Source organism: Streptomyces sp. NPDC045678, from assembly GCF_056432085.1.
Genome location: NZ_JBWKJS010000003.1, coordinates 345,910 through 369,184, shown reverse-complemented (window position 1 = coordinate 369,184; position 23,275 = coordinate 345,910). Strand labels below are relative to the sequence as shown.

At 70.6% G+C, this 23,275-nt stretch carries 21 protein-coding genes; 9 read left to right on the top strand and 12 right to left on the bottom strand.

Annotated features, from left to right (window positions below):
- Positions 1 to 36 precede the first annotated feature (36 nt).
- Both AC07DO_RS12610 and AC07DO_RS12605 read right to left on the bottom strand, forming a co-directional pair.
- Positions 37 to 594 (bottom strand): hypothetical protein, encoded by a 558-nt coding sequence (locus tag AC07DO_RS12610; protein ID WP_479059080.1) that lies wholly within the window; start codon positions 592 to 594, stop codon positions 37 to 39.
- Between the two features lie 32 nt (positions 595 to 626).
- Positions 627 to 1,223 carry a TetR/AcrR family transcriptional regulator gene (locus AC07DO_RS12605; protein ID WP_479059078.1) on the bottom strand — a complete coding sequence of 199 codons (597 nt, stop codon included), beginning with the start codon at positions 1,221 to 1,223 and terminating at the stop codon, positions 627 to 629.
- Positions 1,224 to 1,343: 120 nt separating this feature from the next.
- Here AC07DO_RS12605 and AC07DO_RS12600 point away from each other — a divergent pair, with 120 nt between their 5' ends.
- A complete protein-coding gene (locus tag AC07DO_RS12600) occupies positions 1,344 to 2,258 on the top strand; it encodes an NAD(P)-dependent oxidoreductase (RefSeq protein WP_479059076.1) in 915 nt (304 codons plus the stop codon).
- Positions 2,259 to 2,350: 92 nt separating this feature from the next.
- On the top strand, positions 2,351 to 2,530 hold the full coding sequence (locus AC07DO_RS12595; RefSeq protein WP_479059075.1) for a hypothetical protein: 180 nt from the start codon (positions 2,351 to 2,353) through the stop codon (positions 2,528 to 2,530).
- A 104-nt stretch (positions 2,531 to 2,634) separates the two neighbouring features.
- Here the strand turns inward: AC07DO_RS12595 and aspS are convergent, their stop codons facing one another.
- Positions 2,635 to 4,398 carry an aspartate--tRNA ligase gene (gene aspS / locus AC07DO_RS12590; RefSeq protein WP_479059073.1) on the bottom strand — a complete coding sequence of 588 codons (1,764 nt, stop codon included), beginning with the start codon at positions 4,396 to 4,398 and terminating at the stop codon, positions 2,635 to 2,637.
- Between the two features lie 187 nt (positions 4,399 to 4,585).
- On the opposite strand from aspS, the gene AC07DO_RS12585 reads away from it, so the two are divergent.
- Positions 4,586 to 6,835 (top strand): ATP-binding SpoIIE family protein phosphatase, encoded by a 2,250-nt coding sequence (locus AC07DO_RS12585; RefSeq protein ID WP_479059071.1) that lies wholly within the window; start codon positions 4,586 to 4,588, stop codon positions 6,833 to 6,835.
- Here AC07DO_RS12585 and AC07DO_RS12580 read toward each other — a convergent pair.
- The 4 genes from AC07DO_RS12580 to AC07DO_RS12565 all read right to left on the bottom strand — a co-directional run bounded on the left by AC07DO_RS12580 (position 6,733) and on the right by AC07DO_RS12565 (position 11,104).
- A complete protein-coding gene (locus AC07DO_RS12580) occupies positions 6,733 to 7,854 on the bottom strand; it encodes an AI-2E family transporter (RefSeq protein ID WP_479059070.1) in 1,122 nt (373 codons plus the stop codon). The genes AC07DO_RS12585 and AC07DO_RS12580 overlap by 103 nt on opposite strands.
- A gap of 154 nt (positions 7,855 to 8,008) precedes the next feature.
- Positions 8,009 to 8,965 carry a pirin family protein gene (locus AC07DO_RS12575; RefSeq protein WP_479059069.1) on the bottom strand — a complete coding sequence of 319 codons (957 nt, stop codon included), beginning with the start codon at positions 8,963 to 8,965 and terminating at the stop codon, positions 8,009 to 8,011.
- A 20-nt stretch (positions 8,966 to 8,985) separates the two neighbouring features.
- Positions 8,986 to 10,488 carry a glycerophosphodiester phosphodiesterase family protein gene (locus tag AC07DO_RS12570; RefSeq protein ID WP_479059068.1) on the bottom strand — a complete coding sequence of 501 codons (1,503 nt, stop codon included), beginning with the start codon at positions 10,486 to 10,488 and terminating at the stop codon, positions 8,986 to 8,988.
- A gap of 124 nt (positions 10,489 to 10,612) precedes the next feature.
- On the bottom strand, positions 10,613 to 11,104 hold the full coding sequence (locus AC07DO_RS12565) for an SseB family protein (protein WP_055563227.1): 492 nt from the start codon (positions 11,102 to 11,104) through the stop codon (positions 10,613 to 10,615).
- Between the two features lie 128 nt (positions 11,105 to 11,232).
- Between AC07DO_RS12565 and AC07DO_RS12560 the strand changes: the two genes are divergently transcribed.
- The 4 genes from AC07DO_RS12560 to AC07DO_RS12545 all read left to right on the top strand — a co-directional run bounded on the left by AC07DO_RS12560 (position 11,233) and on the right by AC07DO_RS12545 (position 15,462).
- Positions 11,233 to 13,059, top strand: coding sequence for an acyl-CoA dehydrogenase (locus AC07DO_RS12560; RefSeq protein WP_479059067.1), 1,827 nt, complete (start codon positions 11,233 to 11,235; stop codon positions 13,057 to 13,059).
- 238 nt (positions 13,060 to 13,297) lie between these two features.
- Positions 13,298 to 14,596: a M18 family aminopeptidase gene (locus tag AC07DO_RS12555; protein ID WP_479059065.1), complete on the top strand. Its 1,299-nt coding sequence runs from the start codon at positions 13,298 to 13,300 to the stop codon at positions 14,594 to 14,596.
- A gap of 77 nt (positions 14,597 to 14,673) precedes the next feature.
- A complete protein-coding gene (locus tag AC07DO_RS12550; RefSeq protein ID WP_479059064.1) occupies positions 14,674 to 14,904 on the top strand; it encodes a DUF6458 family protein in 231 nt (76 codons plus the stop codon).
- A gap of 57 nt (positions 14,905 to 14,961) precedes the next feature.
- Entirely contained in the window at positions 14,962 to 15,462 is a 501-nt protein-coding gene (locus AC07DO_RS12545) for an LURP-one-related/scramblase family protein (protein WP_479059062.1), read from the top strand.
- A 248-nt stretch (positions 15,463 to 15,710) separates the two neighbouring features.
- Here the strand turns inward: AC07DO_RS12545 and AC07DO_RS12540 are convergent, their stop codons facing one another.
- On the bottom strand, positions 15,711 to 16,517 hold the full coding sequence (locus tag AC07DO_RS12540; RefSeq protein ID WP_479059061.1) for a carbon-nitrogen family hydrolase: 807 nt from the start codon (positions 16,515 to 16,517) through the stop codon (positions 15,711 to 15,713).
- A gap of 135 nt (positions 16,518 to 16,652) precedes the next feature.
- On the opposite strand from AC07DO_RS12540, the gene AC07DO_RS12535 reads away from it, so the two are divergent.
- Positions 16,653 to 17,477, top strand: coding sequence for a maleylpyruvate isomerase family mycothiol-dependent enzyme (locus tag AC07DO_RS12535; RefSeq protein ID WP_479059059.1), 825 nt, complete (start codon positions 16,653 to 16,655; stop codon positions 17,475 to 17,477).
- A 65-nt stretch (positions 17,478 to 17,542) separates the two neighbouring features.
- On the opposite strand, the gene AC07DO_RS12530 is transcribed toward AC07DO_RS12535, so the two are convergent.
- A complete protein-coding gene (locus AC07DO_RS12530; RefSeq protein WP_479059058.1) occupies positions 17,543 to 18,883 on the bottom strand; it encodes an MFS transporter in 1,341 nt (446 codons plus the stop codon).
- A complete protein-coding gene (locus AC07DO_RS12525) occupies positions 18,880 to 19,551 on the bottom strand; it encodes a GntR family transcriptional regulator (protein WP_479059056.1) in 672 nt (223 codons plus the stop codon). The genes AC07DO_RS12530 and AC07DO_RS12525 overlap by 4 nt, the downstream gene beginning before the upstream one ends.
- A 275-nt stretch (positions 19,552 to 19,826) precedes the next feature.
- Between AC07DO_RS12525 and AC07DO_RS12520 the strand changes: the two genes are divergently transcribed.
- Positions 19,827 to 20,723: a D-alanyl-D-alanine carboxypeptidase family protein gene (locus AC07DO_RS12520; RefSeq protein WP_479059055.1), complete on the top strand. Its 897-nt coding sequence runs from the start codon at positions 19,827 to 19,829 to the stop codon at positions 20,721 to 20,723.
- Between the two features lie 87 nt (positions 20,724 to 20,810).
- On the opposite strand, the gene AC07DO_RS12515 is transcribed toward AC07DO_RS12520, so the two are convergent.
- Both AC07DO_RS12515 and AC07DO_RS12510 read right to left on the bottom strand, forming a co-directional pair.
- Complete coding sequence (locus tag AC07DO_RS12515) at positions 20,811 to 22,283, bottom strand: dihydrolipoamide acetyltransferase family protein (RefSeq protein WP_479059054.1); 1,473 nt, start codon at positions 22,281 to 22,283, stop codon at positions 20,811 to 20,813.
- Positions 22,284 to 22,294: 11 nt separating this feature from the next.
- The gene (locus tag AC07DO_RS12510; protein WP_479059053.1) at positions 22,295 to 23,275 is read right to left on the bottom strand and encodes an alpha-ketoacid dehydrogenase subunit beta; all 981 of its coding nucleotides are present in this window, start codon (positions 23,273 to 23,275) and stop codon (positions 22,295 to 22,297) included.

Genomic DNA, 23,275 nt, shown 5'->3' with positions numbered 1-23,275 from the left:
GGGACCCCCGACCGCGAGAGGAGGGCTTTTGCGCCCTCAGTCCTCGCAGCCGTCGATGTCGTCGTCGCACCCGGCCACGTCGGACGGGTCGATCGTGTTCAGGCGCCACGAGATGACCCCCGTGCCGGCCTTCACCGGGTCGACACGGGCTTTGAACGGCTTGCCCGACGGAATGTTGTACGCGTCCGCCTCGCGGTCCCCGCACTCCACGCCGTACGCCTGCTCATCCTCGCCCCGCGACAGGGTCAGGGTGAGCTCGTCGACCTCATCCGTGTCGCAGGTGATCTCGAAGCGGTAGGGGCCGCCCTTGCCCGCGGGGAAGGACCTGTCCATCCCCGAACCGACGTACGCCGTGTCCGCGTCGACGGACTCCGCCTCGCTGCCGTCGTCCTCAGCGGCGGCACGGAGCGCCCGCTCGGCCCGCTGCAACGCGTCATCCGGCTCCCGAGGCCGGGCCTCGCCCGACGTCACGTCGGACGCGGACGGCGTCGGCTCCGACGCCGCACCCCCGTCCTCCCCGCCCGCGCAGCCGAACAGCAGCAGACCCGCCGGGACGGCGACAGCGGCCAACAGAACACCCCGACGTATACGCATGAAACGACCCTATCCGGGGTCAACCACCACCCTCAGTCCGCGTGCGGCGCGTACGACCCCACCAACCGCCCCAACTGCCGCCCCACCGCCCGCAACGGCTCCTCGCTGCGCGCGACCTGCGCCGTCACCTCGGCGCCCTCCAGCGCACTGATGACCGTCGAGGCGACCTCCCGCGCGTCCTCGGCCGCGAAGCCCGCGCCGAGCAGCCGGTCCTCGACGATCCGCTCCCAGCCGCGGAGCGCCTCCGCGCACACCCGCTGAATCTCCGATTCCGTGCCGAGCGTCTCCAGAGCCGCCGCCGTGACCGGGCAGCCGTCGACCCAGCCCGACTCGCGCAGCGCGACGGCGAGTTCGCCCGCGCATCGCTCGATCGCGGCACCCGGGGCGCCATCGCCCGCGAGGCCCGCCCTCAGCATCTCCGCGAACTCCTCGGCGCTATGACCGATCGCGGCCACCGCCACGGCCTCCTTCCCGCCGGGGAAGAAGTGGTAGACGGAACCGAGCGTGGCCTCCGCCTCCTTGGCGATCTGCTTGATGCCCGTTCCCACGTAGCCCTGCCGCTGGATGAGGCGTGCGGCGACGACGACGATCCGGTCGCGGGTGCCGAGGGCTGAGCTGTTCTGGACCATGCCCTCACCCTACCCGCCATTAAGTAGAGCGTTCGTTCTAGAGACGTGCTACGTTCCTCCCGTCCCGCTGGATAGAGCGTTCGTTCTAGCAGCACCGCACACCGGCCACCGGAGTTCCGCATGCCCTCCGCCCCGCAGCCCACCCCATCCGTCACCGTCATAGGTCTCGGCCCCATGGGCCAGGCCATGGCCGCCGCCTACCTCGACCGCGGCTACGACGTCACCCTCTGGAACCGCACCCCCTCCCGCGCCGACGCCCTCGTGGAGCGCGGCGCGCACCTCGCCGACAGCGTCGAAAAGGCCCTGCTCGCCAACGAGCTGGTCGTTCTCAGCCTCACCGACTTCGACGCGATGTACGCGATCCTGGAGCCCGCCAGTGCGGCCCTCGCCGGCCGCACCCTCGTGAACCTCAGCTCGGACACCCCGGAGAAGGCCCGGGAGGGCGGCCGTTGGGTGACCGACCATGGCGGCACGCATCTGACCGGCGGCGTCCTCGTACCGCCGCCCCTCATCGGCACGCCGGACGCGGCGACGTTCTACAGCGGGCCACGTGAGGCGTACGACACGCACCGCGCCGCCCTCGAAGTCATCACCGGCAAGACCGACTACCGGGGCGAGGACCCGGGGCTCGCCGCGCTCATGTACCAGCTGAACATGGTCATTTTCTGGCCATCGATGATCGCCTATTGGCAGGCTGTGGCCCTGGCGGGCACCCACGGCCTCACCGCGGCCGAGATGGCCCCCTACGCCGCCGAGAACTTCGCCGGCATGGGGCACTTCATCGACTTCTACGCGCCCCGCATCGACGCGGGCAACCACGCGGGCGACGTGGACCGGGCGTCAATGGGGCTGGCCAGCATGGACCATGTGGTCCGCACCGCCGCCGACGCGGGCGTGGACACGGCGTTCCCGGAGGCCGTGCGCGACATCTTCCGCCGCGTGGTGGAGGCGGGGCACGGCGCGGACAGCTTCTCGCGGGCCGTGGAGTTGATGGCCAAGAAGTCGCAGGGCTGGCCCGGTTCGACTGCCCACTGAAACGAGGGGCATGTCTCACGGTGAGCTAAGTCATGCGCAGGGGAGGCTCAAATTGACGCCGCCTTCACACCTGTGTACGTAAGCTTCACGACATGGCCACGACTCCCTCCCCCGAACGGCGACGCACCGCCGACGAGGTCAATGAGGAAATCCGTGCGCTGTGGTTGCGCGCGGGCGGACGCCTCCGTCCGGACGAACGCCTCGTGTACGAACGGCTCGTCACCGAGTGGGCCGAAGCCGAGGCCAACTCCTCGCCGACACACGCCGCCTGAGACCGAATCCTCGCACGCGACCTCGCACGAACCCTCGCATGTGACCTCGCGCGAACAAGCAAAAGGCCCCGGAACCAAAGGTTCCGGGGCCTTTCACACAGCCACTACTGTGCGGCGGGCTTCCGCAGGGAGATGTTGAGCTCCCGCAGACGGGACTCGTCGAGCTCCGTCGGCGCCCCCATCATCAGGTCCTGCGCGTTGCCGTTCAGCGGGAACGAGATCGTCTCGCGGATGTTCGGCTCGTCGGCGAGGAGCATCACGATGCGGTCGACGCCGGGCGCGATGCCACCGTGCGGCGGCGCACCGAGGCGGAACGCGCGCAGCATGCCCGCGAACTCGTGCTCGACGGTCTCCGCGTCGTAGCCCGCGATCTCGAACGCCTTGAGCATGACCTCGGGCTCGTGGTTCCGGATGGCGCCGGACGAGAGCTCGATGCCGTTGCAGACGATGTCGTACTGCCAGGCGAGGATGTCGAGCGGGTCCTTCTCCTCCAGGTCCTTCATGCCGCCCTGCGGCATCGAGAAGGGGTTGTGGGAGAAGTCGATCCTGCCGGTGTCCTCGTCCTTCTCGTACATGGGGAAGTCGACGATCCAGCAGAAGCGGAAGACGCCCTCCTCGAAGTGGCCCGCGCGCTTCGCCGCCTCGACGCGGACCGCGCTCATGATCTTCGAGACCTCGTCGAACTCGCCCGCGCCGAAGAAGACGGCGTGACCCGGGGCCAGCGAGAGGCGCTTGGTCAGCTCCTCGACGTTCGCCTCCGTGAGGAACTTCGCGATCGGGCCCGTCAGCGAACCGTCCTCGGCGACGCGCACCCAGGCCAGGCCCTTCGCGCCCTGCTCGACCGCGTAGTCACCGAGGCCGTCGAAGAACTTGCGGGACTGCGACGCCGTGTCCGGCACCGGCAGCGCGCGCACGTGCTTGCCCGCGAAGGCCTTGAACTCCGAGTCGGCGAAGATGTCCGTGATGTCGGTCAGTTCGAGCTTGGCGCGCAGGTCGGGCTTGTCGTTGCCGTACTTCAGCATCGACTCGCGGAACGGGATGCGCGGGAAGGGAGACGTGACCTCGCGGCCGCCGCCGAACTCGGTGAAGAGCTCCGTCATCAGCTTCTCGATGGGCTGGAAGACGTCTTCCTGCTCCACGAAGCTCATCTCGACGTCGAGCTGGTAGAACTCGCCGGGCGAGCGGTCCGCGCGGGCGTCCTCGTCGCGGAAGCACGGCGCGATCTGGAAGTACCGGTCGAAGCCCGAGATCATCAGCAGCTGCTTGAACTGCTGCGGGGCCTGCGGGAGCGCGTAGAACTTGCCGGGGTTCAGGCGGGACGGGACGACGAAGTCACGGGCGCCCTCGGGGGAGGTCGCGGTGAGGATCGGCGTCGCCATCTCGTTGAAGCCGAGGGCGACCATCTTCGAGCGGATCGAGGCGATCACGGCGCTGCGCAGCATGATGTTGCGGTGCATGCGCTCGCGGCGCAGGTCCAGGAAGCGGTACTCCAGGCGGCGCTCCTCGTTCACGCCGTCCTCGGCGTTGATCGTGAAGGGGAGGGGCCCCGCGGCGCCGAGCACCTCGACCTCGCTCGCCTCGATCTCGACCTCGCCGGTGGGCAGCTCCGGGTTCACGTTGTCCGTGCCGCGCGAGACGACCTTGCCGTCGACGCGGACGACGGTCTCCTTGGACAGCTTGTCCAGGACCTCGGCGGCCTTGGTGCCGGGGCGGGCCACCAGCTGCGTGATGCCGTAGTGATCGCGGAGATCGATGAAGAGAATGCCGCCCAGGTCTCGGCGATTGTGCAGCCAGCCGCTCAGCCGGACGTCGGTGCCGACGTCAGAGGCGCGGAGCTCGCCGCAGGTGTGGGACCTGTACCGATGCATCGTCGTTCATCCAGTCTTCGCGAATAGGGGAGAGAGCAGACCCCCACAAGGCTACCGTCCGGCCGAAGATCGGTTTCCGGATATCCGTGCCGGCCACCCTCCTGAGGGCCCGGTGAGGGCCCCGGGACCGGCCTGGTTCCACGGGGCTCGGTGGCGCCTACCGTGTACATCTTCCTAAAGTGGGTCAATGCGCACCGACGATCCCCTCCTACAGGTGGGGGACGACTCCCTGCCTCCCGTACGGGACGTCCTGGCCGCGATCGCGACCGGGCTGTGGCGCTGGGACAACGCGTCCGGGACCGTCACGCTCGACGCCGAGGCGGCCCGGCTCCTCGGCCTGCCCGCCCGCGCCCAGACCCTCTCCGAGGCGGGCGTGCGCTCCCGTTTCCACCCGGTCGACTGGAACGAGATCTACGGAACCGTCCAGCTCGCCGTCGCCGAGGGCACCCTCGCCGAGGCCCGGCTGCGGATCATGGACGAGACGGGGCGGCGGGTCCTGCGGACCGTGCGCAGCCGCTCCAAGCCGGTGATGCACGGGGCGACCGAGGCGTACGAGCTGGTCGGCACCCTCCAAGAAGTCACCGAGCCCGCGCCCGGGACCGCCGCCCGCACCCCCGTCACCGGGGACTGGCGCCGCTCCCGCGAGGCGTTCCTGCTCGACGCGGGGCGCGCGCTCGCCGAGGCACGCTCCACGGAGGAGGTCCTCAGGGTCGCCGGGGGGCTCTCCATGCCGGGGTTCTCGCCGGACGGCCTCGCGGTCTTCGGGGTGGAGGGCGAGCGGCTGACGATCATCGGGCACCACGGCCACGAGCCCGGCGACGACGGCCCCTTCTCCGCGATGCCGCTGGACACCGACTACCCGGCCGCGGAGGTGGTGCGCACGGGCCGTGCCGTCTACCTCTCCACCCCGGAGGACTACCGCAGGCGCTATCCCGCCGCCTGGCCGCTGGCCAGCCGCTTCGAGCGGCAGTCCTGGGCGTTCCTCCCCCTGACGGTCGCGGGGCGCACCATGGGGGCGTGGATGGCGGCCTTCACGTATCCCGTCTCGTTCACGCCCGACGAGCGCTCCGTCCTGACGACGGTGGCGCGGATGCTGGCGCAGGCCCTGTCGCGGGCCGGGGTCGCGGAGTCCGAGCGGGAGCTGACCGAGGGGCTCCAGCGGTCGATGCTGCCGATGCTCGGACCGCAGATCCCGGGGATGAGCGTGGCCGCCCGCTATGTGCCGACGGGCGGCGGACTGCAGGTCGGCGGCGACTGGTACGACATGATTCCGCTGCCCAGCGGCCGTATCGCCTTCGTCATCGGCGACGTGCAGGGGCACGACGTGCGGGCGGCGGGCCTGATGGGGCAGCTGCGGATCGCCCTGCGCGCGTACGCCTCCGAGGGCCACCGCCCCGACGCGGTGCTCTCCCGCGCCACCCGCTTCCTCTCCGGCATCACGGAGTCCATCACCTACGGGTCGAGCGGCACGGGCGCGGACGGGGCCATCGAGTACGACCCGCGCTTCGCGACCTGCCTGTACGTGGAGGCCGACCCGGCGACCGGTGTCCTGGAGATGGCCCGCGCGGGCCACCCCGAACCCGCGATACGCATGAGTGACGGAACGGTTCTGCTGCGCCCCACCGCGGGCGGCCTGCCGCTCGGCATCGACCCCGACGCCGACTACCCCACCACCCGGCTCGTCCTGGAAGCCGGCGAGACGATGCTGATCTGCACCGACGGCCTCATCGAGACCGGCGGCCACGACCTGGACAGCGGCTGGTCGCGGATCAGGACGACGCTGGAGGAGTACGCGGGCGAAGGCGAGCCCGACGCCCTGGAACAGCTCGCCGACGCGCTCGTGCAGGCCGTGCACGGCCCCTCCTCGCACCACACCACCGGCCCGTTCGCGGACCGCCGCGAGGACGACATAGCCGTGCTGCTGCTGAGCAGGACGGGCCGCTCGGAGCGGCGCACGGACGCCCGCCGCACGGTCCTGACCGTCGCCCAGGCCGAGCCGGAGCGCATCGCGGGGGCCCGCAGGCACCTGCGGGACCTGCTGCACGACTGGGCGGACGACGACCAGGTCGACTCGGCGGTCCTGATGGTCTCCGAGATGCTCACGAACGTCCTCGTGCACACGGACGGCGACGCCCTCCTGGTCGCCGAGGTCACCGGCGAGCCCGGAGCACGGCGGCTGCGGGCCGAGGTCGCCGACGGCAGCGACGACCTGCCGCACAAGCGCCACCCGGGCGAGCTCGCCTCGTCGGGCCGCGGCCTCGTCCTGATGGAGCTGCTCGCCGGGGCGTGGGGCGTGGACCCGCGCGGCGACGGCAAGAGCATCTGGTTCGAGCTCTACGAGGACGCGGGCGCCTCCGGCGGTTTCGCGGACGTGGAGGTGGACGCGGACATGGAGGGGGACACGGGCGGGGACGTGGGCGGGGTCGTACCGGAGTAGCGCCCGCGCAGCTCCGAGACGATGCCGAACGCCGCCGCCGTCAGCGGCACCGCGAGCAGCATCCCGAGGATCCCGGCCACCGAGGCGCCCGCGGTGATCGCCAGCATCACCACCGCCGGATGCATCTGCACGGTCCTGCTCTGGATCATCGGCTGGAGGATGTGTCCTTCGAGGACCTGCACGGCGAGGACCACGCCGAGCGTCCACAGCGCGATGGCGAACCCCCGGTCGGCGAGGGAGACAAGGACGGCGACCGCGCCGGACAGGAACGCGCCCAGGTAGGGGATGTACGCCCCGACGAAGACGAGCGCGCCGAGGCCCCAGGCGCCGGGGACGCCGAGGATCAGCAGGCCCACGGTGATGCACAGGGCGTCGATGAACGCGATGATCGTCGTCCCGCGCATGAACCCCTCGATGGCCTCGAAGGCCCGCCGCGCCATGGCCTCGATGGAGTCGGCGCTGTCACCGGGGGCGAGCTGGCGCAGGGTTCCCACGGCGCGCTCCGAGTCGCGCAGGAAGAAGAAGACGAGCAGCAGCGCGAGGACGGCCATCGCCATCATCTCGCCGACGGTGCTGAGCCCGCTGATCACTCCGGACGCGGCGGTCCCGCCGAACTTCCCGAACAGTTCCTTGGCGTTGGACGCCATGTCGTCGAGCGAGGTCCCGGCCGCCCCGAAGTACTTCGACAGGTCCGTCGCGGCCTGCTTGAGAGAGGCGAGGATCTGGTCGCCGCTGTCGATCAGTGCCTTGACGACGATGTAGGTGGCGCCGCCGACGACGGCGACGACGGCCGCGCAGGTGAGGCCGGCCGCGAGGGAACGCTGCACCCTCATCTTGAGCAGCCGCCGGTACAGCGGTCCGAGGAGCGCGGTGCCGAGCAGCGCGAGGAGGACCGGGGTCACCGCGGTCTTGAAGGTGACGCACAGCCAGATCCCCACGGCGGCCACGCCGGTGACGAGCAGGACGACGACGCACCAGGCGGCGATGCGGCGCACGGACTCGGGCAGGAGGGTACTCACCCCTCCTACCCGAGCACGTCACCACGGGCCCCGCACGTTATGTACGGCTGCCTGCCGTGGACGTACCGGCTGCCTGCCGGGGCGTACCGGCTGCCTGCCGGGGCGTACCGGCTGCCTGCCGGGGCGTACCGGCTGCCTGCCGTAGGCGTACCGGCTACATGCCGTGGACGGCGGGAACCGTGCCGAGCAGACCCTTCTGGAAGTCCTCGAAGGCCTGCTGCAGCTCCGCCTGGCTGTTCATCACGAACGGGCCGTAGTGCGCCATCGGCTCGCGGATCGGCCGGCCGCCGAGCAGCACGACCTCCAGGTCGGGGGCGTGCGCGTCCTGGCGTTCGTCCGCGCGCACGGTCAGCGAGGTGCCCGCGCCGAAGACCGCGGTCTGACCCATGTGGACGGGGCGCCGCTCGGTGCCCACGCTGCCGCGTCCCGCGAGGACGTACGCGAGTCCGTTGAAGTCCTCGCGCCAGGGCAGCGTCACCTCGGCGCCGGGCCGCACGGTCGCGTGGATCATCGTGATCGGCGTGTGCGTGATGCCGGGGCCCTCGTGGCCGTCGAGCTCGCCGGCGATGACGCGGAGCAGCGCGCCGCCGTCCGGGGTGGAGAGCAGCTGGACCTGGCCGCCGCGGATGTCCTGGTAGCGGGGGTCCATCATCTTGTCCTTCGCGGGCAGGTTCACCCACAGCTGGAGGCCGTGGAAGAGGCCGCCGGACATGACGAGGGACTCCGGCGGCGCCTCGATGTGGAGCAGGCCGCTGCCGGCCGTCATCCACTGGGTGTCGCCGTTCCGGATGGTGCCGCCGCCACCGTTGGAGTCCTGGTGCACGAAGGTCCCGTCGATCAGGTACGTGACCGTCTCGAAGCCCCGGTGGGGGTGCCAGGGGGTGCCCTTCGGCTCGCCCGCCTCGTACTCCACCTCGCCCATCTGGTCCATCATGATGAACGGGTCGAGGTACTTGTAGTTGATCCCCGCGAAGGCCCGGCGCACCGGGAATCCCTCGCCCTCGAAGCCGCTCGGCGCCGTGGTCACGGCGAGCACGGGGCGCGGCGTCGCATCGGCCTGCGCCACCACTCGGGGCAGGGTCAGCGGGTTCTCGACAGTCACTGCAGGCATGGTCGGTACCTCCTGTGCGCTCACTTTAGTTGAACGTAGAACTTTCTGCCACCTGGAACGAACGGGGCCCGGCGGGAATTCCCGGCGGGCTCCAGCTGCAGGTAGTCGAGGTTCCAGTTCTGGAAGGCACCCTCGTCCAGGGAGAGGCGCACGGTGTGCCGGCCGCGGGTGAGCTGCCGCGGGTCACGGCTGTCCTGGAGCGCGAAGGCGTGGTGGGCGGTCGTGCCCGCGACCCGTACGGCCTTGCCCGGCCTGCCGCCGTCGTAGGCGATCCGACAGGTCCCCGCGGGCTCGTACGGGGACGACGCCCGGACCTTGAGCGTGTACCGCCCGGTCTTCGGTACGTCGACCGCGTACGTCAGCCACTCCGAACCGCGCATCCAGCAGACCACCACGGCCCCGTCGTGATCACACACGTCGACGTTCTCGCCGCGCCGCCCCGGCCCGTCCCCCCGGTTCCCGGCGTCGGTGTCGTGGTACGCCCGGCCCTCGCCGCCTGGGGCGTACTCCTCCGCCTGGACACGGACCGCGCCGGGCGGCACCCGGCCCACGGAGCCCGTTCTCAGATAGGACCTGAGCGCCTCCACGTTGTCGGTCTGGAGGACCGTCGCGCCGTAGTCGGCGATGAGCCTGCCCCAGCCGCGCGCGGGGTCGATCAGGGAGGCCTCGTCGGTGAAGCGGGCGGCGAAGCCGTACCGCATCGTGTTGAACCAGACGCGGCCGGTCGACCGCAGCCCACGGACGAAGGCGGGCGCGGCCACCTTGTCGCGGACGTCGTCGAAGACGACCTCGAACGCGGGCGGCCTGTCCTTCCCGAACTCCCCGACGGACGCGGCGTTGGCGTCCTCCACCACGTGCATGTAGAGCGCGCCCCGGTGGCGGCCGAGGAACGCCCGCACCTCCGGCACCGGGGCGCGGGACTTGAAGAGGCCGTTGCGGACGGTGCCCGTCTCCTCCAGGACCCGCCAGACGGCCTCGCGGTCCTCCCAGGACTGGTCGAGGTTGACGAGCCCGAGCGTGCGGGCGGCCTTCAGGGCGTCGGCGACGGTGGGGACCCGTTCGCCGGTGAGCGGCGCCTGACGGCCGCCCAGACCCGCGCGCAGCCTGAGGCCTCGCAGCTGGGCGAGGGTGAGGTCGGAGACGCGTCCTTTGCCGTTCGTGGTCCGGTCGACGGTCGCGTCGTGCATCAGGACGGGAACTTTGTCCTTGGTCATCCGGACGTCGACCTCGACGATCTCCGCGCCGTCCGCGAAGCCCGCCCGGAGCGCGGCGATGCTGTTCTCGGGGGCCTTGCGCCACTGGCCGCGGTGCGCGGCGACCATGACCGCGGCCTTGGGCCCGTGGTCGAGGAAGACGCGGCGGGCGCGCTCGGCGCCGGTCTCCGCGGGGGCGGCGCGCGCATCGGCGCCACCGGTGCCGTCAGGGGCGCCGGCGGCCCCGAGCAGGGCCGCGCTCACGGCGGTGGTCACGGCGGCGGTCACGAGAACGGCGGGGCGGCGACGCGGAATCCTGGACGAGGGCATAGGTCAGAGCATCGGTGTCGGCCCCCCTCGGCACACGAAGCCAACGCCGCCTGTCACCCGTTCACCCGGCCCGCCGACACCCACGGCCCCCCGTGCGCCGCCGTCGTGCGCGCCGCCGCGCACGTCACCCGTACATGCGTCGCATCGCGAAGTCGACCATCTGCTCCACGGCCTTCGCGTCGAAGACCATGCGGTGTTCGCCCTCCATGTCGAGGACGAAGCCGTACCCCGTCGGGAGCAGGTCGATGACCTCCGCGCCGGTGATCACGAAGTACTTGGAGTCCTTGCCCGCGTACCGGCGCAGCTCCTTGAGGGAGGTGAACATCGGGATCACGGGCTGCTGGGTGTTGTGCAGCGCGAGGAAGCCGGGGTTGTCGCCGCGCGGGCAGTAGACCTTCGAGGTGGCGAAGGCCTGCTGGAAGTCCTCGGCGGACATCGACCCCGTCGTGAAGGCGCGCACGGCGTCCGCGAGGGACGGCGGCGAGGGCTCGGGGTAGAGCGGAGGCTGCTGGCCGTAGCCACCGCCGGGCATGCCCTGCATCTGCTGCGGTGGCGGCTGCGCGCCCGGCGGGGCGTACTGCTGCTGGGCGCCGGGATTCTGGTCGTAGCCGTACATGCGCGTAAGCGTACTGAGTCACGGACGTCACAGATGGGCGGTTAGGGGTTGCATCTTATTACCGACGGGTAGCATCATCGTAGCTACTTGCTGGTATTCATCCCTTTCCTGCTTACGGAGCCTTCGCCATGGGCCACTACAAGTCGAATCTCCGCGACATCGAGTTCAACCTCTTCGAGGTGCTCGGCCGCGACAAGCTGTACGGCACCGGCCCGTTCGCGGAGATGGACGTCGACACCGCCAAGAGCATCCTCGACGAACTGCGCCGCCTCGCCGAGAACGAGCTGGCCGAGTCCTTCGAGGACGCGGACCGCAACCCGCCGGTCTTCGACCCGGCGACCAACACCGCCCCCGTGCCCGCGTCCTTCAAGAAGAGCTACCAGGCCTTCATGGACTCCGAGTACTGGCGCCTCGGCCTGCCCGAGGAGATCGGCGGCACGACCTCCCCGCGCTCCCTGATCTGGGGCTACGCGGAGCTGCTGCTCGGCGCGAACCCGGCCGTGTGGATGTACTCCTCCGGCCCGGCGTTCGCCGGCATCCTCTTCGAGGAGGGCAACGAGGCGCAGAAGAAGGTCGCCGAGATCGCCGTCGAGAAGCAGTGGGGCTCGACGATGGTCCTGACCGAGCCGGACGCCGGTTCGGACGTGGGCGCGGGCCGCACGAAGGCCGTGCAGCAGGAGGACGGCTCCTGGCACATCGAGGGCGTGAAGCGCTTCATCACGTCCGGTGAGCACGACATGTCGGAGAACATCCTCCACTACGTCCTCGCCCGCCCCGAGGGCCACGGCCCCGGCACGAAGGGCCTCTCCCTCTTCCTGGTCCCGAAGTACGACTTCGACTGGGAGACGGGCGAGCTGGGCGAGCGCAACGGCGTGTACGCGACGAACGTCGAGCACAAGATGGGCCTCAAGGCCTCCAACACCTGCGAGATGACGTTCGGCGACCAGCACCCCGCCAAGGGCTGGCTGATCGGCGACAAGCACGACGGCATCCGCCAGATGTTCCGCATCATCGAGTTCGCCCGCATGATGGTCGGCACGAAGGCGATCGCGACGCTCTCCACGGGCTACCTCAACGCCCTGGAGTACGCCAAGGAGCGCGTCCAGGGCCCCGACCTGGCCCAGTTCATGGACAAGACCGCGCCGAAGGTGACGATCACTCACCACCCGGACGTGCGCCGCTCCCTGATGACGCAGAAGGCGTACGCGGAGGGCATGCGCGCCCTGGTCCTGCACACCGCCGCCGTACAGGACGACATCCAGGTCAAGGAGGCCGCCGGCGAGGACGCGTCGCAGCTGCACGCCCTCAACGACCTGCTCCTGCCCATCGTGAAGGGCTACGGCTCGGAGAAGTCCTACGAGCAGCTGGCGCAGTCGCTCCAGACGTTCGGCGGCTCGGGGTACCTCCAGGAGTACCCGATCGAGCAGTACATCCGGGACGCCAAGATCGACACCCTCTACGAGGGCACGACGGCCATCCAGGGCCAGGACTACTTCTTCCGGAAGATCGTCCGCAACCAGGGTGCCGCGCTGAACGGCCTCGCCGAGGAGATCAAGAAGTTCCTCGCGGTCGGCACGGGCGGCGAGGCGCTGGCCGGCGCCCGCGAGGAGCTGGCCAAGGCCGCGGTCGAGCTGGAGGCCATCGTCGGCGTCATGCTGACGGACCTCGCGGCCACGGAGCAGGACGTGAAGGCCATCTACAAGGTGGGCCTGAACACCACGCGCCTCCTGATGGCCTCGGGCGACGTCGTCGTCGGCTACCTGCTGCTGCGCGGTGCCGCGGTCGCCGCCGAGAAGCTGGAGACGGCCTCGGCGAAGGACAAGTCCTTCTACGAGGGCAAGATCGCGGCGGCCAAGTTCTTCGCCACGAACGTCCTCCCGAACGTCGCCTCCGAGCGCAAGCTCGCCGAGGCGGTCGACCTGGACCTGATGGAGCTGGACGAGTCGGCGTTCTAGTCCGGCCCGGTCCGGCCGGGTCCGTCCTGGTCGGCCGTGGCCCGTCGTGTCGTGTCGGGTCCGGACGCCCTGACGCACCACCGCGTCCCCTGACGCACCACGGCGTCCCCTGACGCACCACGGCGCCCTCTGAGGCACCACGACGGCCCGCCCCTGCCCCGGGGCGGGCCGTCGTGCGTAGGCCACCCGCGGTCGGGACCCGCACCACCGATTGAAAGCGGTAGCTAGGCTGGCTGGCATGCGCACACCCTCCGGGCCCTTCGACCGTGGCCACACCGAAGACCTCATGACCTTCCTCGCGGCGAGCCCCACGCCGTACCACGCCGTGGCGAGCGCCGCCGAGCGTCTTGAGAAGGCCGGGTTCCGGCAGGTCGAGGAGACCGAGGCCTGGGACGGCACGACCGGCGGCAAGTACGTGCTCCGCGGCGGCGCCATCGTCGCCTGGTACGTCCCCGAGGGCGCCTCCGCGCACACCCCCTTCCGCATCGTCGGCGCCCACACCGACTCCCCCAACCTGCGCGTGAAGCCGCAGCCCGACGCGGGCGCCCACGGCTGGCGTCAGGTAGCCGTCGAGATCTACGGCGGCCCGCTCCTCAACTCCTGGCTCGACCGCGACCTCGGCCTCGCCGGACGCCTCTCGCTGCGCGACGGCACCACCCGGCTCGTGGACATCGACCGGCCGCTGCTGCGCGTGCCCCAGCTCGCCATCCACATGGACCGGTCCGTGCACACCGACGGGCTCAAGCTCGACAAGCAGAAGCACATGCAACCCATCTGGGGGCTCGGCGACGACGTCCACGAGGGCGACCTCATCCGGTTCCTGGAGGAGGAGACCGGCCTCGACGAGGGCGACGTCACCGGCTGGGACCTCATGACGTACGCCATCGAGGCGCCCGCCTACCTCGGCCGTGACCGCGAACTCGTCGCGGGCCCCCGCATGGACAACCTCCTGTCCGTGCACTCCGCGACGGCGGCCCTCGCCGCCGTCGCCGCCCAGGAGCACCTCCCGTACATCCCCGTGCTCGCCGCCTTCGACCACGAGGAGAACGGCTCGCAGTCCGACACCGGCGCCGACGGTCCGCTGCTCGGCAGCGTCCTGGAGCGGTCCGTGTTCGCGCGCGGCGGCTCGTACGAGGACAGGGCGCGGGCGTTCGCGGGGACCGTCTGTCTCTCCTCCGACACCGGCCACGCCGTCCACCCCAACTACGCGGAGCGGCACGACCCCACGCACCACCCGCGCGCCAACGGCGGACCGATCCTCAAGGTCAACGTGAACAACCGTTACGCCACCGACGGTTCGGGTCGCGCGGTCTTCGCCGCCGCGTGCGACAAGGCGGGCGTCCCCTTCCAGTCGTTCGTCTCCAACAACGCGATGCCGTGCGGCACGACGATCGGCCCCATCACCGCGGCGCGGCACGGCATCAAGACGGTCGACATCGGCGTCGCGATCCTGTCCATGCACAGCGTGCGCGAGCTGTGCGGCGCCGACGACCCGCACCTGCTGGCCAACGCGCTGGTGGCGTTCCTGGAGGGCTGAACTCCGAATGCCTGTGTGGCTGCGAGGGTCCCGGGTACCCGGAGGCTTCGTAGCCACTACGCAGGGAGGCGGTCCACATGGGCCTCGGCGGATGCATCCTTCTGATCGCCGTGGGTGCCATTCTCACGTTCGCGACCGACTGGGAGGTCGACGGACTCAATGTCACCGTCACCGGTCTCATCATGATGGCCGTGGGTCTCATCGGTGTCGCCGTCTTCACCAGCATCGCCCGGCGCCGCAGGGCGGTGGTGCCGCCGGTCGCCCCGACGACCGTCGTCGACCCGGAGCAGGAGCGCCGCGGTTACTGACGCCCCCATAGCCGCCGACTGTGTCCGAAGTACGGCGGTTCGGGGTAGTCATGCGCCATGAGACTTCTCGTACGCGACCGCATGCTCGGCATCGGTGACGACTACTGGATCGAGGACGACCAGGGCCGCAAGGTCTTCCTCGTCGACGGCAAGGCCATGCGCCTGCGCGAGACCTTCGAGCTGAAGGACATGCAGGGCAGGGTGCTCATCGACATCCACGCCAAGATGCTCGCCCTGCGCGACACGATGGTGATCGAGCGGGAGGGCGAGCCGCTCGCCCGGGTGAAGCGCAAGCGCCTGTCGCTGCTGCGCAACCACTACCGCGTCGAGCTGGTCGACGGCACGGAGCTGGACGTCAGCGGCAAGATCCTCGACCGCGAGTTCGCCATCGAATACGAGGGCGAACTGCTCGCCGACATCTCGCGCCGCTGGTTCCGCGTACGCGACACGTACGGGCTCCAGGTCGTACGCGAGGACGCCGACCCCGCACTCCTCCTCGCGGTCGCGGTCTGCGTGATCCGCCTGGCGGAGAAGGAACGCGAGGGCGACGACGACTGACGCGTTCAAGGGGCCGTGACGCGGCGGCGTTCAACGGACACCGGCGGAGCCGCGCTCAGGGGGCGCGGGGAACTGCGCGACCAGCCACGACGAACCCGCGGCCGCGAACCCGGCAGCCCCGCCCGAGGACCGCGGCGGAGCCGCGTTCAAGGGGCGCGGGGAACTGCGCGACCAGCCACGACGAACTCGGGGCCGTGAACCGGGACGGAGAGGCACCCCGCCGACGGGAGGCCCGGCGCAGCCGCGCTTCAGGGACGCGGCGGCGGGGCCTGCCCGAGCAGACGGTCCTTCAGCGCCGGAAACTGCTCGCGCGTCGCCGAGACCCTCCCGGGATCGAGCTCGACCGTGAGGACCTCCTCACCGTCACCCGCCTCCGCGAGAACCTCACCCCACGGGTCGACGACGACACTGTGCCCCGCCTGCGGAACCCCCGCGTGCTCCCCACCCGTACCGCACGCCAGCACGTACACCTGGTCCTCGACCGCCCGCGCCCGCGCGAACAGCAGCCAGTGCTCCCGGCGCCGCGCGGGCCACCCCGCGGGCACCACGAACATCTCGGCGCCCGCGTCGACCAGCCCGCGGAACAGCTCCGGGAAGCGCAGGTCGTAACAGGTCGCGAGGCCGAACGTGGCGTCCTGCGTGCGGAAGGTCGCCAGCTCGGAGCCGGCCGCCATCATGACGGCCTCGCCCTTGTCGAAGCCGAAGCGGTGGATCTTCCGGTAGGCGGCGGCGAGTTCACCGGCCGGGGAGAAGACGAGCGAGGTGTTGTAGAGCGGACCGTCGGGGTCGCGCTCGGGGATCGAGCCCGCGTGCAGCCAGACGCCCGCCTCGCTCGCGGCCTTCGACATGGCCTCGTACGTCGGACCTTCCAGAGGCTCCGCCTCGTCCGCGAAGGACTCGTAGGCGAAGGCGCCCGTGGTCCACAGTTCGGGGAGAACGACCAGATCCGACCGGTCCCGCGCACTCACTTCACGTACCAGTGAAGCCACCCGCGACCTGCGGGAATTGACCGGTTCGTCCTCGTCTACGGCGATCTGGATGAGAGAGGCGCGCACACTACCACCGTCCTGGCATTCGAGTCGGCAACACGGGCCTACGATCGTCACACGAAAGCACTGCCGGGGTGCCTGCGGGCAGCGTAACTTAACGTCTCAGACACCCACCGCCCGCGTACAACCGCAAGGGGTCCCGTGAGTCTCCATCCCAGCCTGCAAACCTACGCCGATGCCTGGACGCACTCCGTCGAAGCGATATCCGAGCTGGTGTCGCCGCTCGCCGAGGGGGAGTGGAACTGGGCCACCCCCTGCCCCGGCTGGTCGGTGCGCGACATCGTCTCCCATGTCATAGGCCTGGACTGCGAGATGCTGGGCGACCCCCGCCCGATCCACACCCTGCCCCGCGACCTGTTCCACGTACAGACCGAGGGCCAGCGGTACATGGAGATGCAGGTCGACGTGCGGCGCCACCACACCGCACCGGAGATGACCTCCGAGCTGGAGTACACGATCATCCGCCGCTCCCGGCAGCTGCGGAACGAGTCGCGGGAACCCTCCACCAAGATCCGCGGCCCCCTCGGCACCGAGCAGACCCTCGAACTGGCCATGCGGCTGCGGGCCTTCGACGTGTGGGTGCACGAGCAGGACCTCCGCACGACCCTGCGCAAGCCCGGCAACCTCGACTCCCCCGGGGCGTACGTCGCACGGGACCTGCTCCTCAAGGGCCTCCCGAAGGTCGTCGGCGAGAAGGCCGGCGCCCCCGCGAACTCGGCGGTCGTCTTCGACGTCAGCGGGCCCGTCGAGTTCCTGCGCACGGTCCGCATCGACGCCGACGGCAAGGGCACCGTCGACAACGCGCCCTCGCTGGGCCCGCTCGCCACCCTCGGCCTCGACTGGGAGACGTACTTCAGACTCGCCTGCGGCCGCGTGACGTACGCGTCCGTCGCGGACCGCGTCAAGGCCGAGGGCGACCACGACCTGGCGGACGCGATCCTGCGCAACTTCGCGGTGACGCCGTGACGTCGTGACCTCGTGACCTCGTGACCTCGTGATGCCGTGATGTCGTGCTGTTCAGCCCGGGCGGCTCACACAGGTACGTGCACGGCCTCGACCCGGCTGGAGACCAACCGCTCCCGTTCCCTGCGCACGGCCCGCGACTTGAGCCGCAGGATCTGGGTGAGGCCGAGCGCCTCCAGGACGAAGACGGCGGAGAACGCGATCCGGTAGTTGTCGCCGGTCGCGTCGAGCAGCACGCCGATCGCCAGCAGGGTCGTCATGGAGGCGATGAAGCCGCCCATGTTGGTGATGCCCGACGCCGTGCCCTGCCGCTCCGGCGGGTTCGCGGGCCGCGCGAAGTCGAAGCCGATCATGGAGGCGGGACCGCAGGCGCCGAGAACCGCGCACAGGACGATCAGCAGCCACATCGGCGCGTGGTCGCCCGGGTAGGCGAGCGTCCCGCCCCAGGCCGCCGCCGTCGTCCCGATGGTGCCGAGGGCCAGCGGGAGGCGCGCGGCGTGGTGCCGGGCCACGATCTGGCCGTAGACGAGGCCGATGACCATGTTGGACAGCACGACCAGCGTGAGCAGTTCACCGGCCGCCGCACGGGACAGGCCCTGCGCCTCGACGAGGAACGGCAGGCCCCACAGCAGCAGGAACACCATCGCGGGGAACTGCGTCGTGAAGTGCACCCACAGGCCGAGCCGGGTGCCGGGCTCCCGCCAGGACAGGGCGATCTGCTTGCGGACGTAGGCGGCGCCGGTGTGCCGGACCGGTTCCGGCTCGTGGCCCTCGGGGTGGTCCTTCAGGAACAGCGACATGAGGACGAGGACGACGACACCGCACAGCGCGCTGCCGGCGAAGGCGGCCGTCCAGCCGACGGAGTGCAGCAGCCGGGCCAGGACGAGCGTCGAGACGAGGTTGCCGGCCATGCCGACGAGGCCCGCGAGCTGGGCGACCATCGGGCCGCGCCGGGCCGGGAACCAGCGGGTGCCGAGCCGCAGGACGCTGATGAAGGTCAGCGCGTCACCGCAGCCGAGCAGGGCGCGCGAGACGAGCGCCATGCCGTACGAGGGCGAGAAGGCGAAGCCGAGCTGCCCGATCGTGAAGAGGACCACTCCGATGGTCAGCACCTTCTTGGTGCCGAGCCGGTCGACCATCAGGCCGACGGGTATCTGCATGCCCGCGTAGACGAGCAGCTGGAGTATGGAGAAGGTCGACAGCGCCGACGCGTTGACGTGGAAGCGGTCCGCGGCGTCGAGGCCCGCGACGCCGAGCGACGTCCGGAAGATGACGGCGACGAAGTAGACGGCGACGCCGATGGACCAGACGAGGACGGCCTTCCTGCCGCCAACGGGGTCTCCTCCGGCTCCTTCAGAGCTTGGGGAAGGATCGCCGGGAAGGGGCTCGGGGGAGGTGGCGGAGCTCATCGGACCTCGCCCCGCGCCAGGTTCTGGAACCAGCCGACGTGCCGGGTGACCACGGCGACCGCCGCGTCCGCGTCGCCGCGGCGCAGCGCGTCGAGGATCTCCTCGTGCTCGGCGAGGGTCTTCGCGATCCGGTCGGGGTGCGAGTGCATCACGGCGACGCCCATCCGCAGCTGCCGGTCGCGCAGCTGGTCGTAGAGGCGGGACAGGATCTCGTTGCCGCCGCTGCGCACGATCTCCGCGTGGAAGCAGCGGTCGGTGACGGCGGCACCGGCGAGGTCACCGGCGGCGGCCTGCGCGCGCTGCCGGGCGAGGAGTTCCTCCAGGCGGCCGATCAGGCCCGCGGGCGCGGGCACCGCCTTGCGGACGGAGTGCGTCTCGACCAGCAGCCGCGTCTCGACGACGTCCGTGATCTCCTGCGCCGAGACGGGCAGCACGAGTGCGCCCTTCTTCGGGTAGAGCCGCAGCAACCCCTCGACCTCCAGCTTCAGGAGCGCCTCGCGCACGGGGGTGCGGGACACCCCCACGGCCTCGGCGAGCTCGCCCTCGGTGAGGAGCGTGCCGCCTTCGTAACGGCGCTCCAGGACGGCTCGCTTGACGTGCGCGTAGACGCGCTCGGCGGCGGGGGGACGCTTGGCGGGAGTGTCTGCGGTGAGAGCGGGAGCCGGCATGCGCACAGCATAGATACAACAGGTATACAGAGGTACCACTGTCCACATGGCGGGCACGGGGGCGTGGGCGCTCCGGCGTGGGCGCTCCGGCGGGGGCGCTCCGGCGCCGGCTCCCCGGCGCGGTTGCCGCGTCGCGGGCACCTCGGAGCGGGTACCTCGGAGCGGCCGCCGAATTTCCCTGGCACATCAGCACATCCATCGGCCCCTCTCGTGCGTCTAATGTGTGAGCGGCACCCTCATGCAGCCGCAGCCCAGGGGCATTTGGAGCACTTGACTTGAATACCGGCATCAAGGGCGCACGTCGCGCGACCGCCGTCCTCGTCACCGCGAGCGCGATGCTCGCCGGCGGCGCCCTCACCAGCCCGGCCCACGCGGCCGCACCTCCGAAGCCGTCCATCGTCGCCAAGGGCGGCTATGTGATGAACAACGCCACGGGGAAGAGCCTCTTCACGAAGTCCGCCGACACCCGCCGTTCCACCGGCTCCACCACGAAGATCATGACGGCACGCGTGGTGCTCGGCCAGCGGAACCTGAACCTGAACTCCAAGGTCAAGGTCGACAAGGCGTACAGCGACTACATCGTCCGCAACAACTACGCCTCGTCGGCCCGCCTGATCGTCGGCGACAAGGTCACCGTCCGCCAGCTCCTGTACGGGCTGATGCTGCCGTCCGGCTGCGACGCCGCGTACGCGCTCGCGGACAAGTTCGGCAAGGGCTCGACCCGCGCCAAGCGCGTGCAGAACTTCATCGGCCAGATGAACTCGACCGCCCGGACGCTCGGCATGCGGAACACGCACTTCGACTCGTTCGACGGCATCGGGCACGGCGCCAACTACTCGACGCCGCGCGACCTGACGAAGCTTGCCAGCAACGCGATGAAGTACTCCACGTTCCGTACGGTCGTGAAGACGAAGTCGACGACGCAGAAGGTCACCACGAAGTCCGGTGGCTACCGCAACATGTCGTGGACGAACACGAACAACCTCCTCGGTTCCTACCGCGGCGCCATCGGCGTGAAGACGGGCTCCGGCCCCGAGGCGAAGTACTGCCTCGTCTTCGCGGCGACCCGCAACGGCAAGACGGTCATCGGCACGGTCCTGACCTCTTCCTCGCTGAACAACCGCACCAAAGACGCCAAGAAGCTGATGGACTACGGCTTCAAGGTGGCGTAACGCCGTCCTGGCAGCACGAGGACCGGTAGTACGAGAAGAGGGCCCCGCCGCGATGTCGCGGCGGGGCCCTCTTCTGCGCTCCGGTGCTTACGCCCAGGTCATGAGCCGCTTCGGCTGCTCCAGGATGGCCGCCACATCGGCGAGCACCTTCGAGCCGAGCTCCCCGTCCACCAGGCGGTGGTCGAAGGACAACGCGAGCGTCGTCACCTGGCGGGGCTTCACCTTGCCCTTGTGGACCCACGGCTGGAGCTTGATCGCGCCGACCGCGAGGATCGCGGACTCGCCGGGGTTCAGGATCGGCGTGCCCGTGTCGACGCCGAAGACGCCGACGTTCGTGATCGTGACCGTGCCGCCCTGCATGGCGCCGGGCGAGGTCTTGCCCGCGCGGGCCGTGGAGACCAACTCGCCGAGCGACTCCGCCAGTTCGGGCAGGGTCCTGGCGTGCGCGTCCTTGATGTTCGGCACGATCAGACCGCGCGGGGTGGCCGCGGCGATGCCCAGGTTCACGTAGTGCTTCTGGACGATCTCCTGGTTCGCTTCGTCCCAGGCCGCGTTGACGTCCGGGTTCCGCTTGATCGCCACGAGCAGGGCCTTGGAGATGAGCAGCAGCGGGTTGACCCGCAGCCCCTCGAACGCCTTGTCCTGCTTCAACTCCTCGACCAGCTTCATCGTCCGCGTGACGTCGATCGTCACGAACTCCGTGACGTGCGGCGCCGTGAACGCCGAGCCGACCATCGCCTGCGCGGTGGCCTTGCGGACGCCCTTGACCGGGATGCGGGTCTCGCGGGCGTCCGTGCCGACCACGGGGGACGGCGCCGCGGCAGCGGGCGCCTCCGTCGCCTCGGGCGCCTGCGGGGCGGGTGCGGCGGCCGGGGCCGGGGCCACCGCCGCGTGCACGTCCTCGCGGGTGATGATCCCGTCGGGCCCGGACGGCGTGATCGTCGCGAGGTCCACGCCGAGGTCCTTGGCGAGCTTGCGGACCGGCGGCTTGGCGAGCGGCCGGACGCCGTTGTGCCCGTTCAGGGGCGGGGACTGCGGCGCCGCGACCGCCGGCGCCGCCTGCGCCACCGGCTCGGCGGCGGCAGCAGCGGGAGCGGCGGGAGCCTCCGACGCGGCGGGCTTGCGGGCCCGTCGCTTGGTGGAGGACTCGGCGACCCCGTACCCGACGAGGACGGGCTTGCGGCCCTCCGGAGCGGCGGCCTCGGGCTCGGGCTCGGCGGCCGCCACCGGCTCCACGGCCGTCGCCGGCTCGGGCACCGTCGCCTGCTCGGCCGTCGCCGGGGCACCTCCGCCCGCCCCGCCCGACACGTCGACCGCGATGATCACCTGGCCGACGTCGACCGTGGTGCCCTCGGGGAACCGCAGCTCCCGTACGACGCCGTTGAACGGAATGGGGAGTTCGACGGCGGCCTTGGCCGTCTCGACCTCGCACACGACCTGGCCGTCGGTGACCGTGTCACCGGGCTGCACGTACCACTTGAGGATCTCGGCCTCGGTGAGCCCCTCGCCCACGTCGGGCATCTTGAACTCGGCAAGAGCAGTGTCTGTCGTCATCGTCACGACCCTCTCCCTCAGTACGCCAGCGAGCGGTCGACGGCGTCGAGCACCCGGTCGAGGCCCGGCAGGTACTCCTCCTCGAGGCGCGCCGGCGGGTACGGGGCGTGATAGCCGCCGACCCGCAGCACGGGCGCCTCCAGGTGGTAGAAGCACCGCTCGGTGATGCGTGCCGCGATCTCCGCGCCCGTGCCCAGGAAGACCGGGGCCTCGTGGACGACGACGAGCCGCCTCGTCTTCTCGACGGACGCCTGCACGGAGTCGAAGTCGATGGGCGACATGGAGCGCAGGTCGACGACCTCCAGGGACTTGCCCTCTTCCTCGGCGGCCGCGGCCGCCTCCAGACAGACCTTCACCATCGGGCCGTACGCGGCGAGCGTGAGGTCGGTGCCCTCGCGGGCGACGGTGGCCTTGTGGAGGGGGCCGGGGATGGCCTCCTTGTCGACCTCGCCCTTGTCCCAGTAGCGCCGCTTCGGCTCGAAGAAGATCACCGGGTCGTCGCTCTGGATGGCCTGCTGCATCATCCAGTAGGCGTCCGCCGAGTTCGAGGGAGAGACCACCTTGAGGCCCGCGACGTGCGCGAAGAGCGCCTCGGGCGACTCGCTGTGGTGCTCGACCGCGCCGATGCCGCCGCCGTAGGGAATGCGGATGACGACCGGCATCTTGATCTTGCCGAGCGCGCGGGCGTGCATCTTCGCGAGCTGCGTGACGATCTGGTCGTACGCGGGGAAGACGAAGCCGTCGAACTGGATCTCCACGACGGGGCGGTAACCCCGCAGGGCGAGGCCAATGGCCGTGCCCACGATGCCGGACTCGGCGAGCGGGGTGTCGATGACCCGCTCCTCGCCGAAGTCCTTCTGCAGTCCGTCGGTCACCCGGAAGACACCGCCGAGCTTGCCGACGTCCTCACCCATGATGAGGACCTTGGGGTCGTTCTCCAGCGCGGTGCGCAGGGATTCGTTGATCGCCTTGGCGATGGGAAGTTTCTGGACAGCCAT

Bases quoted from the DNA above. Each gene is read 5' to 3' on its own strand.
- AC07DO_RS12610 (WP_479059080.1), bottom strand. From the start codon at position 594: ATGCGTATACGTCGGGGTGTTCTGTTGGCCGCTGTCGCCGTCCCGGCG.
- AC07DO_RS12605 (WP_479059078.1), bottom strand. From the start codon at position 1,223: ATGGTCCAGAACAGCTCAGCCCTCGGCACCCGCGACCGGATCGTCGTC.
- AC07DO_RS12600 (WP_479059076.1), top strand. From the start codon at position 1,344: ATGCCCTCCGCCCCGCAGCCCACCCCATCCGTCACCGTCATAGGTCTC.
- AC07DO_RS12595 (WP_479059075.1), top strand. From the start codon at position 2,351: ATGGCCACGACTCCCTCCCCCGAACGGCGACGCACCGCCGACGAGGTC.
- aspS (WP_479059073.1), bottom strand. From the start codon at position 4,398: ATGCATCGGTACAGGTCCCACACCTGCGGCGAGCTCCGCGCCTCTGAC.
- AC07DO_RS12585 (WP_479059071.1), top strand. From the start codon at position 4,586: ATGCGCACCGACGATCCCCTCCTACAGGTGGGGGACGACTCCCTGCCT.
- AC07DO_RS12575 (WP_479059069.1), bottom strand. From the start codon at position 8,965: ATGCCTGCAGTGACTGTCGAGAACCCGCTGACCCTGCCCCGAGTGGTG.
- AC07DO_RS12570 (WP_479059068.1), bottom strand. From the start codon at position 10,488: ATGCCCTCGTCCAGGATTCCGCGTCGCCGCCCCGCCGTTCTCGTGACC.
- AC07DO_RS12565 (WP_055563227.1), bottom strand. From the start codon at position 11,104: ATGTACGGCTACGACCAGAATCCCGGCGCCCAGCAGCAGTACGCCCCG.
- AC07DO_RS12560 (WP_479059067.1), top strand. From the start codon at position 11,233: ATGGGCCACTACAAGTCGAATCTCCGCGACATCGAGTTCAACCTCTTC.
- AC07DO_RS12555 (WP_479059065.1), top strand. From the start codon at position 13,298: ATGCGCACACCCTCCGGGCCCTTCGACCGTGGCCACACCGAAGACCTC.
- AC07DO_RS12550 (WP_479059064.1), top strand. From the start codon at position 14,674: ATGGGCCTCGGCGGATGCATCCTTCTGATCGCCGTGGGTGCCATTCTC.
- AC07DO_RS12545 (WP_479059062.1), top strand. From the start codon at position 14,962: ATGAGACTTCTCGTACGCGACCGCATGCTCGGCATCGGTGACGACTAC.
- AC07DO_RS12530 (WP_479059058.1), bottom strand. From the start codon at position 18,883: ATGAGCTCCGCCACCTCCCCCGAGCCCCTTCCCGGCGATCCTTCCCCA.
- AC07DO_RS12525 (WP_479059056.1), bottom strand. From the start codon at position 19,551: ATGCCGGCTCCCGCTCTCACCGCAGACACTCCCGCCAAGCGTCCCCCC.
- AC07DO_RS12510 (WP_479059053.1), bottom strand. From the start codon at position 23,275: ATGGCTGTCCAGAAACTTCCCATCGCCAAGGCGATCAACGAATCCCTG.